The organism is Leclercia sp. LSNIH8 (assembly GCF_002920195.1).
In the GTDB taxonomy this organism is placed as follows: Bacteria; Pseudomonadota; Gammaproteobacteria; order Enterobacterales; family Enterobacteriaceae; genus Enterobacter.
In genome coordinates this window covers 540,076-556,460 of sequence record NZ_PQJY01000003.1, presented here as the reverse complement: position 1 = coordinate 556,460, position 16,385 = coordinate 540,076, and the positions used below count along the sequence as shown (strand labels likewise).

Below are 16,385 nucleotides of genomic sequence, written 5' to 3'. Positions count from 1 at the left end.
GCGCTTTATTCTATGTACCTTTCGCGTCTGGCGAAAAGTCGTGTACCGGCAAAGGTGCAGTCGTTTTATACATGGAGAATTTGATGGCAAGCAGTAACTTGATTAAACAATTGCAAGAGCGGGGGCTGGTAGCCCAGGTGACGGACGAGGAAGCGTTAGCAGAGCGACTGGCGCAAGGCCCGATCGCGCTCTATTGCGGCTTCGATCCTACCGCTGACAGCTTGCATTTGGGGCATCTGGTTCCTTTGTTATGCCTGAAACGCTTCCAGCTGGCTGGCCATAAGCCTGTGGCTCTGGTCGGTGGCGCAACGGGTCTGATTGGCGACCCAAGCTTCAAAGCCGCTGAGCGTAAACTGAATACGGCGGATACCGTAGAGGAGTGGGTCGCGAAAATCCGCAAACAGGTCGCCCCATTCCTCGACTTTGACTGTGGTGAAAACTCCGCGATCGCTGCGAACAACTACGACTGGTTTGGCAGCATGAACGTGCTGACCTTCCTGCGTGATATCGGCAAGCACTTCTCCGTTAACCAGATGATCAACAAAGAAGCGGTGAAGCAGCGTCTGAACCGTGACGATCAGGGCATCTCCTTTACCGAGTTCTCCTACAACCTGCTGCAGGGGTATGACTTTGCCTGTCTGAACGAGCTGCACGGCGTGTCGCTGCAGATTGGCGGCTCCGATCAGTGGGGTAACATTACCTCCGGTATCGATCTGACCCGTCGTCTGCACCAGAATCAGGTCTTCGGTCTGACCGTTCCGCTGATCACCAAAGCGGACGGCACCAAGTTCGGTAAAACTGAAGGCGGTGCGGTATGGCTCGATCCGAAGAAGACCAGCCCGTACAAGTTCTACCAGTTCTGGATCAACACCGCAGATGCTGACGTTTATCGCTTCCTGAAGTTCTTCACCTTTATGGACATTGAAGAGATCAACGCTCTTGAAGAAGAAGACAAGAACAGCGGTAAAGCGCCACGCGCCCAGTACGTGCTGGCCGATGAGGTCACGAAGCTGGTTCATGGCGAAGAGGGCTTAGCGGCGGCCAAGCGCATTACCGCCAGCCTGTTTAACGGCAACCTGAGCGATCTGAGCGAAGCAGACTTCGAACAGCTGGCGCAGGATGGCGTGCCGATGGTGGAGATGGACAAAGGTGCCGATCTGATGCAGGCCCTGGTCGACTCTGAGCTTCAGCCGTCCCGCGGCCAGGCGCGTAAAACTATCGCCTCCAACGCCATCACCATCAACGGTGAAAAACAGTCTGATGCAGAGTACGTCTTCGCTGACAGCGATCGCCTGTTTGGTCGTTATACCTTACTGCGTCGCGGTAAAAAGAATTACTGTCTGGTTTGCTGGAAATAATCATAAAAGCACAGGGGCGTGGGAAACCACGCCCCTTTATTTTTTCAGGGTTGTGGTAAGAAAATGAAGAATATCCTCGCCATCCAGTCCCACGTTGTTTTTGGGCATGCTGGCAACAGCGCCGCAGAATTTCCGATGCGCCGTCTCGGGGCCAATGTCTGGCCATTAAATACCGTTCAGTTTTCCAACCATACGCAATACGGTAAATGGACCGGTTGCGTGATGCCGCCCGCTCATCTCACAGAGATTGTTCAGGGCATCGCTGATATCGACAAACTCAAAACCTGCGATGCCGTGCTGAGCGGTTATCTGGGTTCAGCCGAGCAGGGCGAGCATATTCTCGGTATTGTTCGCCAGGTGAAGGCGGCGAACCCGGCGGCGAAATACTTCTGCGATCCGGTGATGGGCCATCCGGAGAAAGGCTGTATCGTGGCCCCTGGCGTGGCGGAGTTTCACGTGCGTCACGCTTTACCGGCCAGCGACATCATTGCCCCAAACCTCATTGAACTGGAGATCCTCTGCGAACATCCGGTAAACAGCGTGGAGGAGGCCGTTGCGGCGTCCCGTGAACTGATTGCGATGGGGCCGGAAATCGTGCTGGTGAAACATCTGGCCCGCGCCGGAATCAGCCCGGATCGCTTTGAGATGCTGCTGGTGACCAAAGATGAAGCCTGGCACATCAGCCGTCCGCTGGTGGATTTTGGCAGTCGTCAGCCGGTGGGTGTGGGCGATGTGACCAGTGGTCTGCTGCTGGTGAAACTGCTGCAGGGGGCAACGGTGTGTGATGCGCTTGAGCACGTCACGGCGGCGGTGTATGAGATTATGATCGCCACGAAGAACATGCAGGAGTACGAGTTGCAGGTGGTGGCGGCCCAGGACCGTATCGCGAAGCCAGAACACGTTTTTAGCGCGACCCAGCTTTGACATTAATGCCCGGCGGCGCTGCGCTTGCCGGGCCTACAGAGCTCGTAGGCCGGGTAAGCGCCAGCGCCACCCGGCAATAAACCGCTCTCTTACTTCAACCCTTCCGCTTCCAGTGCTGCCGCTACGGCAGGACGCTCCGCCATACGCGCCATATAGGCGTCAATATGGCTTAATCCTTCCATGTTCAGCTTCACGGCCCGCGCCCAGCGCAGGACGGTAAACAGATATGCATCGGCAATGGTAAAGCGCGGCCCACAGATCCACTGATCGTCTTTCAGCGACGCGTTCACATACTGCAGTTTCTTCTCCAGCAGGGCGCGAACGGTCGGCTTGTACTCTTCCGGGGTGTCCGGGCGGAACAGCGGGGTAAAACCTTTATGCAGTTCGGTGGCGATGTAGTTCATCCATTCAATGGTTTTATAGCGAGCGATAGTGCCGGCTGGCGCCAGCAGTTGGCGATCCGCGACGCTGTCCGCCAGGTACTGCATAATGGCAACACCCTCGGTGAGCAGGGTGCCATCTTCCAGCTGCAGGGCCGGAACCTGGCCTTTAGGGTTTACCGCGAAAAAATCATCGCCGTTTTCCAGACGCTTTTGCATCAGATCAACACCGTTGAGGGTGAAGTCTTTACCGCTCTCGCGCAGCGTAATATGGGAGGCAAGAGAGCAGGCGCCTGGTTTATAGAACAGTTTCATCGGTCACTCCTGTTTACGTAGGTTTACCCTATGTTAGTGCGCGCCATAATAAAAAAAAAGCCGCTAACGCACAGTTAGCGGCTTGTATTCAGTCGTTTCCCGATGACATTACACGGCGGCGGTGCTGCTCGCTTTAGCGGTAGTGTCGTCGTCCTGAGTCATGCGGTTCAGTTTTGGTGCAGTCAGCATCATCAGCACAGCGATAACCGCAGTGGCAATACCAATCTGCAGGAACACATCACCATAGACATGCAGAGACTGCAGCGGATCGGTCACATCAGAAGGCACAGCCATCAGGTTGGCGATCTTACCGGCGATGATAGCAGCGCCCGCAGTGGTCAGGAACCAGCTACCCATGATGAAGCCCATCAGGCGCTGTGGCACCAGCTGTGCAACCATCGCCAGGCCCAGACCGGAGATCATCAGCTCACCGATAGACTGCAGCGCGTAGCTCAGGATCAGCCAGTTCACGGAGACGATACCCGCGTCGCTGGCGAATTCCGCGCCCAGCGGCAGTACCAGGAAGGCACCAGAGCAGAGCACCATGCCCACCGCGAATTTGTGCGGCATTGGCAGGCGGTCGCCCATCTTGTTGTAGATGGCAGCCAGGATCGGGCTACCTACCATGATCCAGAACGGGTTCAGGGCCTGGAACTGCTCAGGCTCGAACGCAATACCCAGGATAGAGTGCTCAACGTTACGGATCGCGAAGAAGTTCAGAGAGGTTGGCATCTGGCTGTACAGCACGAAGAAGACAATCGCTTCAACCATCAGAATGAAAGCAACCACCATCTTACGACGCGCTGCGCCCTGCATGGCAAAGGCTTCTTTCGCGAAGATGCAGACGATACCCAGCGCAACCACGCCCAGCACCGCACGGGCGATACCCTGGTTGTGCAGCAGCCAGGTGGCGATAGCAACCAGCACGACAACACCGACCAGCGTTGCCAGCAGTTTACCCATCTGTACTGGCGCAAAGTCAGGTTTTGAACCGTAGTCTTTCACCCAGCTGCGGCAGAACAGGAAGTTCACCACGGTGATCAGCATACCGACAAAGCTCAGGGCAAACGCCACGCTCCAGCCGAATTTTGCTGCCAGCCACGGGGTCGCCAGCATGGAGAAGAAGGAACCGATGTTGATGGACATGTAGTACATGGTGAATGCACCGTCCAGACGCGGGTCATCTTTCTTATAGCAGGTAGAAAGCAGGGCAGACGGGTTCGCCTTGAACAGGCCGTTACCCACCGCGATGGTCGCCATACCCAGGTAAACCACGCCAGCATCGTGACCAGACCAGGCTACCAGACCATAACCGATCGCCAGAACGATGGCGCCCAGCAGAATGACACGTTTGGTTCCCAGTACTTTATCGCCCAGCCAGCCACCAATTGCGACCAGACCGTAGACCAGAGCACTGAAAGAAGAGAACAGGGTGATGGAATCGGCTTCGGACATACCCAGTTGTTTCACCAGGTAAACCGCCATGATCCCTTGCAGACCGTAGTAACCAAAACGCTCCCACAGCTCAATAGAGAATATGAGATAGAACGATTTCGGTTGTTTGAAAGCGTTAAGACTTACGCTCTCTTCAGCTGGTTTATTGTTTGCAGTAGACACATATACCTCTTTTTTTACATCCCATATTAACGGGGGTGTTCATAGCGTGATGACCGTAGTCCATCCGCTTTATAGTTATAGTGGGAGGGGAAACGGCGGGTAATGTTCACTATCCTGACCCGTCTGGCAAGACGTTTGTAATAGTCTGTTACATTTAACTCCTGCGCTATAATGCGCCAGAAACCTAAATGTTATTTAGCGTTAAATTTTCCCGTTTCGTTGAAAGTGGTTTTTTTCACTGTCTTTCAGGAGAAAAAATCGTCATGTGGCGATATGTTCTGCTGTAAAAGGTGTTGGGCAGTGATATGGCCTATATTCTGAAAAATAACCGGACATATCTACGGGTAGGGAGGGGGTATTTCTTGATGCTGTAGGGCTTTAGTAGCCATTTTGACACATAAAATTAACAGTGTGTGAACAGGGTGATCGCGATCACATTTATATAGAAAATTTTGCTGACGAAAAAACAATTAACCTGTTTGATTGTTATATAGCCGCACAATGCACGAACCCTAAAGTTTAGCTCAGACAGAAAAGCTGCAAAAAGTGAGCCTGGTAGATAGTCATGCTCACTATAAGGATTTTGCGTTATAAAAAAACCGTCTGATGACGGTTTTAGTGGTCTGTTTTCTCTTTATATTCACAGAGATCTTCGATAATACAGGAGCCGCAGCGGGGTTTACGCGCAATGCAGGTATAGCGCCCGTGGAGGATCAACCAGTGATGGCAGTCGACCTTGAACTCCGCAGGAACCACTTTCAGCAGCTTATCTTCAACCTGCTCTACGTTTTTGCCGGGGGCGAAGTTGGTGCGGTTGCAGACGCGAAAGATATGGGTATCCACGGCAATGGTCGGCCAGCCAAATGCGGTATTCAGCACCACGTTAGCGGTTTTACGGCCCACGCCGGGCAGCGCTTCCAGCGCCGCGCGATCTTCCGGTACCTCACCGCCGTGCAGCTCTATCAGCATCCGGCAGGTCTTGATCACGTTCTCGGCTTTGCTGTTAAACAGGCCGATGGTCTTGATGTACGACTTCACCCCCTCAACGCCCAGCTCCAGCATCGCCTGAGGCGTGTTGGCGACAGGGTAGAGCTTCGCGGTGGCTTTATTGACGCTCACGTCGGTGGCCTGCGCGGAGAGCAACACCGCGATCAGCAGTTCAAAGGGCGAGGTAAAATTCAGCTCGGTGGTCGGGTGCGGGTTATTCTCCCGCAGGCGCTGTAAAATGGTTAAACGTTTCTCTTTGTTCATGAGGCCTTCTCAGGGATCCCTTCCTCTACGCTGCGCGTGGCAGCGCGGCGTTTACGTTTCTCATCAATGAGGTATTTCACCGCCAGCATCATCCCCAGGCCAATAAACGCGCCAGGGGGCAGCATCGCCAGCAGGAACGGCGTATCGGTATGGAACACCTCAATGCGCAGGACTTTGGCCCAACTGCCCAGCAGCGCATCTGCGCCATCGAACAGGGTACCGTTGCCAAGGATTTCACGCATGGCGCCCAGCACAAACATCGCCCCGGTCGCCCCCATACCGATGGCAAAGCCATCAAAAGCTGAAATTAGCGGATCGTTTTTCACCGCAAAGGCTTCGGCGCGGCCCACCACGATACAGTTGGTCACAATCAGCGGAATAAAAATCCCCAGCGACTGATAGAGGCCAAAGGCGTAGGCGTTGATCAGCATCTGCACGACGCTCACCACCGAGGCGATAATCATCACGTAGATTGGAATACGAATCTCCGACGGCGTCCAGCGGCGCAGGGCAGAGATCGACAGGTTGGTCAGGGTCAGTACCAGGGTGGTGGCAAGGCCAAGGCCCAACGCGTTGGTAACGGTGGAGGTGACGGCCAGCAGCGGACACATCCCCAGCAGCTGTACCAGCGCGGAGTTGTTTTTCCACAGCCCCTGAACAAAAACCTCTTTTACCTGGCTCATGAACGCTCCTCACAGGCGGGCAGATTGTTAAGTTGTGCGGGCAGCGATTGTGCGTAAATCCCCGCACGTTTAACGGCGTTCACTACCGCTCGTGGGGTGATGGTCGCACCGGTAAACTGATCGATATCACCGCCATCTTTTTTCACCGCGAACGCCGGATCGTCAATACCGTGGATCACTTTACCCGCGAATTGCAAAATCCAGTCGCTTGAGCGGGTTTCGATCTTATCTCCAAGCCCTGGCGTTTCGTGATGCTCGGTCACGCGCGTACCCAGCACGGTGCCGGAAAAATCGGTGCCCACTAGCAGCCTGATAGCGCCGGAGTATCCATCCGGGGCGGTGGCTTCCATCACCACGCCGGTCGGCGTATCGCCTTTACGGTCGATAAAAATACGGTGGGTGCCTTTGCCAAGCGCTGGCGTCTGGACAAGATAACAGCTCTTCTGCAGATCGTTATCGTAGATATCTGCCGGGATCACCTGGTCAAACAGCGCTTTTTGCTGACGGGCCGCCTGTTCATCAATGGTGGCTTTGGTTAAGCCGTTGACCAGCGCGGTCATGCCGGTGAGCACGGCGGCAAAGAGCGCCAGCGTCACGCCGTGTTTTTGCATCGTTTTTAACATGGCGAGATCCTTAGCGATGGCCGTACACGCGCGGACGCGTGTAGTAGTCGATGAGCGGAACGGTGATGTTCGCCAGCAGCACGGCAAAGGCCACGCCGTCCGGGTAACCGCCAAAGCTGCGGATCAACCACACCAGCAGACCCGCCAGCGCGCCAAAAATCAGGCGCCCACGGTTGGTGGTGGAGGCCGTTACCGGGTCGGTAAGAATAAAGAAGGCGCCCAGCATGGTCGCGCCGGAGAGCAGATGGATCTGCGGCGACGCCAGCGACTCCGGTGAGAAGAACCAGCCCAGGCCGGAACAGACCGCCAGCGTTACCAGGAAGCTCACCGGGATATGCCAGCGGATCGCTTTCTGCCACAGCAGGAACAGGCCACCGGCCAGATACGCCAGGTTAACCCACTGCCAGCCCGCGCCTGCCAGCACGCCGCTGTATATCGGGTATTGCAGGATCTGCTCCACGCTATGACCGGCGTGCAGGGACGTTTTAAAGGTATCCAGCGGGGTCGCCTGGCTAATACCGTCGACACCCATCCGCAGGGTGTTCATATCCGCGCCGCTGGCGGTATGGCCGGAGAAGATCACCTGCACGGCATCCATAAAGCCTGGCACCGTCGCGGCAATCTCATGCGGCGGCAGCCAGCTGGTCATCTGCACCGGGAAGGAGATCAGCAGCACCACATAGCCAATCATCGCCGGGTTAAACGGGTTATGCCCGAGGCCGCCATACAGCTGCTTGGCGATGATCACCGCGAACACGGTGCCGAGCACCACCATCCACCACGGAGCGAACGGCGGAATACTGATGGCCAGCAGCAGGCCGGTGAGCAGGGCGGAATTGTCCGCCAGGATTTTGCCCACCGCGATTTTTCGCAGTTTAAGTACCAGTGCTTCGGCTGCCAGTGCGCTCACACAGCCAAGGATAATCTGCAGCAACGTACCCCAGCCGAAGAACCAGAGCTGTACGGCAATGCCCGGCAGCGCGGCCAGGCAGACCAGCATCATAATGCGCGATGTCTGGCGCTGGTTATGGGTATAAGGGGAGCTTGCGATTCTGAAAACCATTTAATCCTCGTTAACTGCCTGCTGTGCGGCTCTCTTCGCCTGTACCCGCGCGATGGCGGCAGCCACTGCCGCTTTGCGTGGATCGTCATTGGCTGCCGGCTCTTCTTCCTGTTGCGCCGCCTTGCGCGCTTTTGCTCTGGCAATGGCGGCTTCGACTGCCGCTTTACGCGGGTCGACGGGGGCGGGTTCTTCCTGTTTTACTTCCGGTGGCACGGCTTTACGGGCTTTGGCCCGGGCAATCGCCGCTTCGACGGCCGCTTTACGCGGGGCGACCGGAGCCTGTTCAACCTGAATATCATCCTGCTGCGCCGCTTTGCGGGCTTTCGCGCGGGCGATGGCCGCTTCGACCGCGGCTTTACGCGGATCGACTGGCGCTGGCTCGCTCTGGTTCTCTTCCGGTGGCGCCGCTTTGCGGGCTTTTGCGCGGGCAATGGCCGCTTCGACCGCGGCTTTACGCGGATCCACCGGAGCAGGCTCGGCCTGAGTCTCTTGCGGTGGCGCGGCTTTGCGGGCTTTTGCGCGGGCAATCGCCGCTTCGACCGCCGCTTTACGCGGATCGGTTTCTGTTGATGCGGCAGCAGCCTGCGCTTTTTCCGCCTGACGGGCGCGGGCCTCTGCTTTGCGCGCTTCGCGGGCGGCAATCATCTCGCTGTTATCCGGGCGCTGACCCGCCGGGATCACCACATCTTCTGTCGCGGTGGCTTTCTTCTCACGCACACGCGCCAGGGCAGCATTAATGGCATCCTGGTCTTTCGCCGCAGGCTGAACTGCCGCTTTCTTATGGCGCTCTTCGCGGGCGGCTTTCTCGCGCTCAAGGCGCTGCTGGCGCGCTTCAAACCGTGCTTTGGCGTCGGCAGCGCGTTTCTCTTCCTGGGCGATGGCGTAAATTTCGGCTTTCTCGACGCGGAAATATTGCACCAGCGGAATATTGCTTGGGCAGACCCAGGCGCAGGCGCCACACTCAATGCAGTCGGCCAGGTTGTGGGATTTCGCCTTATCGTGGATCTGCCCTTTGCTGTACCAGTAGAGCTGCTGAGGCAGCAGATCCGCCGGGCAGGCATCGGCACAGGCGCTGCAGCGAATGCAGCCTTTCTCTTCCTGCTCTTCGCCCATCTCGCTGACAGACGGGGCCAGCAGGCAGTTGGTGATTTTTACCACCGGGACATCCAGCCACGGCAGGGTAAAGCCCATCAGCGGCCCGCCCATAATTACCATTTGCTCGGCGCTCGGGCAGAACCCGGCCTGATCCAGCAGATGACGAACCGGCGTGCCCAGACGCGCCCAGACGTTGCCGGGACGGCTAACCGATTCCCCGGTAAGGGTAACGACGCGCTCGGTAAGCGGCTCGCCGTCAACAACCGCACGTTTAACGGCATAGGCGGTACCGACGTTCTGCATCAGGACACCAATGTCAGACGAGCGACCGCCGTGCGGGACCTGCTTGCCGGTTAAAATCTGGGTCAGCTGCTTGGCGCCACCGGAGGGATACTTGGTGGGGATAACGCGCAGGCTGATATCATGGCTGCCCGCCAGTACCGCACGCAGCATGGAGATGGCCTGCGGTTTGTTATCTTCAATGCCGATCAGCACTTCCTGCGGCTGCAGAATGTGCGCGAGGATGCGAATGCCCTCGACGATCTGCGCGGCACAGTCCTGCATCAGTCGATCGTCCGCGGTGATATACGGCTCGCACTCGGCGGCGTTGATAATCAGGGTTTTGATCTTGTCGCCGCCGCCCTGCAGTTTGTTGCCGGTCGGGAAGCCCGCGCCGCCCAGACCGGCGACGCCAGACTGGTGAATGCGTTCAATCAGCGCCTCGCGGCTGTGGCTGCGGTAGTCGCTCCAGCCGTCGCGCTCAATCCAGCGATCTTCGCCATCGGCGTCGATGATGACGCACAGCTCAGAGAGGGCAGAAGGGTGGGCAACGGTATGAGGAGCAATCGCCACCACGGTGCCGGAGGTCGGGGCATGCACAGGCAGCATACGTCCGCGTCCAAAGGTCAGCGGCTGGCCGCGTAACACGCTGTCGCCAGGTTTAACGCACAGCTCACCCTCAGCACCGATGTGCTGTTTAAGGGGGATAATAAAACGGTTGGCCAGCGGGATCTGGCGCAGCGGCGTGCCGCTGGACTGGGTTTTCATCTCTGGCGGATGAATACCGCCATCGAAATCCCAGATCTTCTCTTTTCTGAAGGCAGAAAATAACTTAAGCATGTTGTTCCACAGGAATAATGCGCACCGGAATGGTCTGAAGATCCCATTTCCAGCTATCGGTCGTGGTGGCTACCGGGCGTAACTCAATGCACTGGGTCGGGCAGGGGGCGACACAGAGGTTACAGCCGGTACACAGGTCTTCCATCACGGTATGCATGGCGCGCGTGGCGCCCACGATGGCATCTACCGGGCAGGCCTGAATACATTTGGTGCAGCCGATGCAGTTGGGCTCATCGATCACCGCCAGCATGCGCACCGGCTCCTGTGCGCTTTCATCACCATCGACCGGCTGAGGGTCGACGTTCAGCAGTCCGGCAATCTTCAGCATCACCGCTTCGCCGCCAGGCGCACAGCGGTTAATTTTTTCGCCGCCGTTGCCCACCGCCTCTGCGTAAGGGCGACAGCCAGGGTAGCCGCACTGCCCGCACTGGCTTTGCGGCAGCAGCTCATCAATTTTTTCGACAATCGGGTCATCCTCCACCGCAAAGCGGCGCGAGGCGTAACCGAGAATGATGCCAAACAGCAGCCCCAGAACACTGAGGGCAGCAACGGCAATCCAGATTGCATTCATTACAACTTCACCAGACCACTAAAGCCCATAAAGGCCAGAGACATAAGACCGGCGGTAACCAGCGCGATGGCGTTACCGCGAAACGGTGCCGGAATATCCGCCGCGACCAGGCGTTCGCGGATCGCCGCAAACAGCACCATCACCAGCGAGAAGCCGACCGCGGCGGAAAAGCCGTATAGTGCCGACTGCAGGAAATTGTGCCCAAGGTTAATGTTGAGCAGCGCCACGCCGAGCACCGCACAGTTGGTGGTGATCAGCGGCAGGAAGATGCCGAGCAGGCGGTATAACGCCGGGCTGGTTTTACGCACCACCATTTCGGTGAACTGCACCACCACCGCGATAACCAGAATAAAGGCCAGCGTGCGCAGATAGGTCAGGCCGAGGGGGATTAAAATCCAGGTATCCACCCACCAGGCGCAGATCGAGGCGAGGGTCAACACGAAGGTGGTGGCCAGCCCCATCCCCATTGCCGTTTCGAGCTTTTTGGAGACGCCCATAAATGGGCACAGGCCAAGGAACTTCACGAGAACGAAGTTGTTTACCAGCACCGTGCCGACAAAGAGCAGTAAGTAATCGGTCATTATTCAGCCTGACATAAAAAAGCCGCCTATTATCGGATAAACCGGCGCAGGCGACAACAGGTTAACTGTAAGGTTATTACGGGTTCACAAAGGTGTTCTTTACGCGGGCCGAGCGCTTAAAGTACGGCACGAACAGCGCGGTCACCAGCAGTGGGAAGAGGAGTTGACGCACTGCCAGCGCATCGGAAACCGGCGAAAAGGCGAAGGCTTTCACGGCCAGCAAGACAGAGACCAGCAGCCAGATAATATAGTGCTTAGGCACGCTGCAGCGGCGTTTAAAAAACGCGATGGTCAGCCACAGCGTGTAGTACCACATGGCAATCGCAAAGGCGAAAGAAATAAACCACATGACGATAGCGGAGGTATTTTGCGCGCCCAGCGTTTTAAGCGCATGCGGCGTAATTAATGCAGTGGAATAAAGTACCAGCGCCAGCGAGGCACTTAATAATGCAACCAGCAGCCAGGCGAGCGGAGCAAGTAACCAGCCGCCAATTTTTTCTCCAGCCGTTGTGGTCATGTTCTCTCCCGATAGTCAGCGAAAAGCGCGAACTGCAAATTAGCAGGGGCGAGAGTATATAACATTTCCAGGCAATGGGTACCCTTTTAGAGCACGTAACGCCACACCGACTTAGGCACTTCGCCAATGTTGAACAGGCGTCCCCCAGAGACCAGCTCAGCGCGGCGATGGTCAGCGGCGCGGTACATGCTGATAATATCCTGATTGTCACTCAGGGTGTAGTTCAGGTGGTCAAACAGCTTTTCCAGGCTTTCAAGGGAATTAATTTTGCGAAATTTTAATAAATAGTCCTGAACTGTCATTTTAATAATTTTCCATATAAGAGTGAGTAATGCCAAAGGAGTAATTCGGTCGAATAATAAACGGTTCAAATAAGACGTAAACGGTTTGCCAAAGCGCACCGGCAAAAATAAGACTTTTCTTGACTGATGAAATCAGGCGTCGGTCGACGCCTGGCGAAGAAGGTTAACGCTGTTCATGACGGCTGGCAATAAGCAACTGACATCATATGTCGCTATTTTTGATGAGCGTATGAGGCTTGGCCTGGTTGACCGTATTTACCGGCTCAGGGGGCTGGTAGTTATCAATATGACTGGCAATGGCGAGCAGTATCACCGACACGCCCAGTACTATCCATCCCGCTAACTCGATAATGCGATTAATTATTGTCGTCATGATTCTTGGTAATGTTTTATCCATAAATACAGATCCAGAATTTTACAGCGCGATATGCCGCTGAGCAAGCGCTTTACATGGATGTTTTGCGATTGTATTCAGCGAGTTATAAAAGTTAATCAGAAATTACTGATTGCTTCTCTTGCTTTAGGGCAAGGTCCGCCAGATTAATCTATTGTGACGGGAGAGGAGATAGTGTGAAATATGCAGGTCAAAAGATGAGAGGCGATTTCATGAGCGACAAAATCCGTGTGGGATTAATAGGTTATGGTTATGCGAGTAAAACGTTTCATGCCCCGCTGATTGATGGCACCCCGGGGATGGAGCTGGCAGCAATTTCCAGCAGCGATGCGACGAAAGTCCATGCCGACTGGCCAACCGTGCCGGTGGTTTCTGAGCCGAAGCATCTGTTTAACGATCCCAATATCGATCTGATTGTTATCCCGACACCGAACGACACCCATTTCCCGCTGGCAAAAGCGGCCCTTGAAGCGGGCAAGCATGTGGTGGTGGATAAACCCTTTACCGTGACACTGTCACAGGCGCGGGAACTGGACGCGCTGGCGAAAAGCCTGGGTAAACTGCTCTCCGTCTTCCACAACCGCCGCTGGGACAGCGACTTCCTCACCGTTAAAGCCCTCATTGCCGACGGTTCTCTGGGGGAAGTGGCATTCTTCGAATCACATTTCGACCGTTTCCGTCCGCAGGTGCGTAATCGCTGGCGTGAGCAGGCGGGTCCGGGCAGCGGCATCTGGTACGATCTGGCCCCACATCTGCTTGACCAGGCCGTTAACCTCTTTGGTCTGCCGGTGAGCCTGAACGTCGATCTGGCCCAGCTGCGCCCTGGCGCCCAGGCCACGGACTACTTCCATGCGGTGTTAAGCTATCCGCAGCGGCGCGTGGTACTGCATGGCACCATGATGGCGGCGGCGGAATCTGCACGTTACATCGTGCATGGCTCCCGCGGCAGCTATGTGAAGTTCGGTCTCGATCCGCAGGAAGATCGTCTGAAAAACGGCGAACGTCTGCCGCAGGAAGACTGGGGCTATGATATGCGTGACGGCGTGCTGACCCGCGTGGAAGGGGAAGAGCGTGTGGAAGAGACCTGGCTGACGCTGCCGGGCAACTACCCGGCCTATTATGCCGGTATTCGCGATGCACTAAACGGCGACGGGGAGAACCCGGTCCCGGCAAGCCAGGCGATTCAGATTATGGAACTGATTGAGCTGGGTATCGAGTCCGCGAAACATCGCGCGACCTTGTGTCTCGCGTAAAAAATAAAGCCCGGCATTGCCGGGCTTTTTCTTATCCGCGTGCGACCTTGTCGCGCAGCGCCTGCTTCTCGGCAGGCGTTAAAAATGCCATCTCCAGACCATTGATCTGCGCCTGGCGAATCTGCTCGCGGCTCAGTCCGGCCTGCGGGGCGGCCACCGTGTATTCGTGAATGATATCGACTCCCTGAACTGCCGGATCGTCAGTGTTCAGCGAGGCCATTACCCCGTGCTCAAGGAAGGTTTTCAGCGGGTGGTGCGCCAGCGTCGCCACGGTGCTGGTCTGAATGTTGGAGGTCAGACAGGATTCGATCCCAATGCGTTGTGCCGCCAGGAAATCCATCAGGGCGCGGTCTTCCACCGCCTTCACCCCGTGACCAATACGCTCGGCGCCCAGCTCGCGGATCGCCTGCCAGATGCTCTCCGGGCCCGCCGCTTCACCGGCATGGACGGTGATGTGCCAGCCTGCGTCACGGGCGCGATTGAAGTGGGAGAGGAACAGACTGCCCGGGAAGCCCAGCTCGTCACCCGCCAGATCGACCGCAGTGATATGTTCCCGGTGAGCCAGCAGGGCTTCGAGTTCCTGAAGACAAGCGGCTTCGCCAAAGGTACGGCTCATGATCCCAATCAGGCGGGCTTCCACATTAAAGGCTTTACAGCCTTCGCGAACGCCAGCGATCACCGCCTCTACCACACCGTCAACCGGCAGGTTGTGGGACATCGCCATATAGCCCGGCGAGAAACGCAGTTCAACGTAATGCAGACCGTTGCGCGCGGCGTCCTCAATATTCTCGAAGGCAACGCGACGGCAGGCTTCCAGCGAGGCGAGGACTTTTACCCCCCAGTCGAGCTTGCTTAAAAAGCTCACCAGATCCGGTTCATTTTCCGTAACCTGCACATGTGGGATCAATGTCTCAAGGGTCTGTGCGGGCAGGGCTAAATTATACTGGCGACCAAGATCAAGAATGGTCTGGGCACGGATGTTGCCATCAAGGTGGCGATGAACGTCAGTTAACGGGAGGGTGGTATCAATCATGGTCGCACTCTTTATTAGGTAAAGTGCGACACATTATAAAAATAAAACGGAGCAAAAAGCTAATTGCGCAAGATAAATATCCGTTGCGCAATGCTATTACCGCAGGGCGTGAATCCCGGCAATCAGTCTTTCCACCCCTTGCTCCAGCTTACTGCGCGGGCAACCCGCATTGAGTCGGATAAAACCGTTACCCTCTTCGCCATAGGTATATCCCGGCATAATCGCTACTTTTTGCTGCTCAATCAGCACGTTTTGCAGCTTTCGGTCGTCGATATTTAGCGGTCGCAGATCGATCCACGCCAGATAGGTCGCCTCTGGTGGCTGCCAGTTTAACGCGGGAAAGGCACCATTGAGTCTGTCGGCTACATAGTGCAGGTTAGCCTCCAGATAATTGCGCAGCGCATCCAGCCAGGCTTCACCCTGTTGGTAGGCGGCAATATGCGCCACCAGCGCCAGCACCGACGGCGAAGAGAGGCCGTCGCGCCCCTTCAGCGCCTGCAAATAGTCCATGCGGCTGGCTTCATCACCGATCAAACCGTATGCGCCGGTAAGAGCAGGAATATTAAAGCTCTTGGATCCGGAGGTGAGAAGCGCCCATTTTCCCTGCGCCACTTCGCACCAGGGGATGTGCTGATGGTTGCCCCATACCATATCCATATGAATTTCATCGCTGATGACCGCCACGCCGTGCCGCGCACAGAGTTCAGCCATGGTCGCTAACTCGCTCCGGGTCCAGACTTTGCCGGTCGGGTTGTGCGGGCTACAGAGCAGCAGGATCTTGTTCTGCGGCTGTGCCAATACCGCTTCCAGTTCGGCCATATCGCACTGCCAGCCCGCCGCCGAGTGTTGCAGGCCGACGGAAACCACCTGACGGTCATTACCGGCAATAGCATTGTAAAACGCATCGTAGGCCGGGGTGTGGATCACTACGCCATCGCCTGCATCCGACCACTGGCGAATCAGCTCTGAGATCATATAGATCACCGAGGGGCCATAGACGATGGCGTCGGTGTCGATAACGCTGTCAAAGCGCTGGCGAAACCAGTGGGCCACGGCGGCCAGGAACTCGTCATTTTTCCAGCGGCTGTAGCCAAACACCCCGTGGCCGATGCGGGTATGCAGGGCGTCGATGATGCAGGGGGCGGTGGCAAAATCCATATCCGAGATGGTAAAGGGCAGCAGATCGGCGACGCCGAAACGGTCGGCAATATAGTCCCACTGAGTACACCAGGTGCCGTGGCGATCCACGACGGTAGAGAAATCAAACATGACGTCGTTCCTTAAAATAAAACCCCCTCATGGCGAG

The 16,385-nt window shown here is 56.4% G+C and carries 17 protein-coding genes; 3 read left to right on the top strand and 14 right to left on the bottom strand.

Annotation, left to right across the window (positions count from 1 at the left end):
- Positions 1-83: 83 nt before the first annotated feature.
- Together tyrS and pdxY are read left to right on the top strand one after the other, a co-directional pair.
- Complete coding sequence (tyrS, locus tag C3406_RS11110; RefSeq protein WP_103824561.1) at positions 84-1,358, top strand: tyrosine--tRNA ligase; 1,275 nt, start codon at positions 84-86, stop codon at positions 1,356-1,358.
- Between the two features lie 63 nt (positions 1,359-1,421).
- Complete coding sequence (gene pdxY, locus C3406_RS11105; protein WP_103824560.1) at positions 1,422-2,282, top strand: pyridoxal kinase PdxY; 861 nt, start codon at positions 1,422-1,424, stop codon at positions 2,280-2,282.
- Between the two features lie 89 nt (positions 2,283-2,371).
- Here pdxY and gstA read toward each other — a convergent pair whose 3' ends face one another.
- The 12 genes from gstA to blr form a co-directional block, all read right to left on the bottom strand.
- The gene (gene gstA, locus C3406_RS11100; RefSeq protein WP_103824559.1) at positions 2,372-2,977 is read right to left on the bottom strand and encodes a glutathione transferase GstA; all 606 of its coding nucleotides are present in this window, start codon (positions 2,975-2,977) and stop codon (positions 2,372-2,374) included.
- A gap of 108 nt (positions 2,978-3,085) precedes the next feature.
- Positions 3,086-4,594: a dipeptide/tripeptide permease DtpA gene (gene dtpA / locus C3406_RS11095; protein WP_103824578.1), complete on the bottom strand. Its 1,509-nt coding sequence runs from the start codon at positions 4,592-4,594 to the stop codon at positions 3,086-3,088.
- Positions 4,595-5,209: 615 nt separating this feature from the next.
- Positions 5,210-5,845 carry an endonuclease III gene (nth, locus tag C3406_RS11090; RefSeq protein ID WP_103824558.1) on the bottom strand — a complete coding sequence of 212 codons (636 nt, stop codon included), beginning with the start codon at positions 5,843-5,845 and terminating at the stop codon, positions 5,210-5,212.
- A complete protein-coding gene (locus C3406_RS11085; protein WP_103824557.1) occupies positions 5,842-6,528 on the bottom strand; it encodes an electron transport complex subunit E in 687 nt (228 codons plus the stop codon). Before C3406_RS11085 ends, nth begins: the two co-directional genes overlap by 4 nt.
- A complete protein-coding gene (rsxG, locus tag C3406_RS11080; protein WP_103826487.1) occupies positions 6,525-7,151 on the bottom strand; it encodes an electron transport complex subunit RsxG in 627 nt (208 codons plus the stop codon). The genes C3406_RS11085 and rsxG overlap by 4 nt, the downstream gene beginning before the upstream one ends.
- Positions 7,152-7,161: 10 nt before the next feature.
- Positions 7,162-8,214 (bottom strand): electron transport complex subunit RsxD, encoded by a 1,053-nt coding sequence (gene rsxD / locus C3406_RS11075; protein ID WP_103824555.1) that lies wholly within the window; start codon positions 8,212-8,214, stop codon positions 7,162-7,164.
- Positions 8,215-10,428, bottom strand: a complete 2,214-nt coding sequence (rsxC, locus tag C3406_RS11070) for an electron transport complex subunit RsxC (RefSeq protein WP_103824554.1) — start codon at positions 10,426-10,428, stop codon at positions 8,215-8,217.
- Positions 10,421-10,999 carry an electron transport complex subunit RsxB gene (gene rsxB, locus C3406_RS11065; RefSeq protein ID WP_103824553.1) on the bottom strand — a complete coding sequence of 193 codons (579 nt, stop codon included), beginning with the start codon at positions 10,997-10,999 and terminating at the stop codon, positions 10,421-10,423. Before rsxB ends, rsxC begins: the two co-directional genes overlap by 8 nt.
- On the bottom strand, positions 10,999-11,580 hold the full coding sequence (gene rsxA, locus C3406_RS11060) for an electron transport complex subunit RsxA (protein ID WP_039029166.1): 582 nt from the start codon (positions 11,578-11,580) through the stop codon (positions 10,999-11,001). The genes rsxB and rsxA overlap by 1 nt, the downstream gene beginning before the upstream one ends.
- Before the next feature lie 76 nt (positions 11,581-11,656).
- Positions 11,657-12,097, bottom strand: coding sequence for a DUF2569 domain-containing protein (locus C3406_RS11055; protein WP_103824552.1), 441 nt, complete (start codon positions 12,095-12,097; stop codon positions 11,657-11,659).
- An 86-nt stretch (positions 12,098-12,183) separates the two neighbouring features.
- Positions 12,184-12,399 carry a transcription modulator YdgT gene (gene ydgT, locus C3406_RS11050; protein WP_103179389.1) on the bottom strand — a complete coding sequence of 72 codons (216 nt, stop codon included), beginning with the start codon at positions 12,397-12,399 and terminating at the stop codon, positions 12,184-12,186.
- Positions 12,400-12,601: 202 nt separating this feature from the next.
- Complete coding sequence (gene blr / locus C3406_RS11045) at positions 12,602-12,772, bottom strand: division septum protein Blr (protein WP_168194517.1); 171 nt, start codon at positions 12,770-12,772, stop codon at positions 12,602-12,604.
- 233 nt (positions 12,773-13,005) lie between these two features.
- Between blr and C3406_RS11040 the strand changes: the two genes are divergently transcribed.
- Positions 13,006-14,046, top strand: coding sequence for an oxidoreductase (locus C3406_RS11040; RefSeq protein ID WP_103824550.1), 1,041 nt, complete (start codon positions 13,006-13,008; stop codon positions 14,044-14,046).
- Positions 14,047-14,077: 31 nt separating this feature from the next.
- Here C3406_RS11040 and add read toward each other — a convergent pair whose 3' ends face one another.
- Positions 14,078-15,079 (bottom strand): adenosine deaminase, encoded by a 1,002-nt coding sequence (gene add, locus C3406_RS11035; RefSeq protein WP_103824549.1) that lies wholly within the window; start codon positions 15,077-15,079, stop codon positions 14,078-14,080.
- Between the two features lie 96 nt (positions 15,080-15,175).
- Positions 15,176-16,348: a MalY/PatB family protein gene (locus C3406_RS11030; RefSeq protein ID WP_103824548.1), complete on the bottom strand. Its 1,173-nt coding sequence runs from the start codon at positions 16,346-16,348 to the stop codon at positions 15,176-15,178.
- Positions 16,349-16,385: the final 37 nt, after the last annotated feature.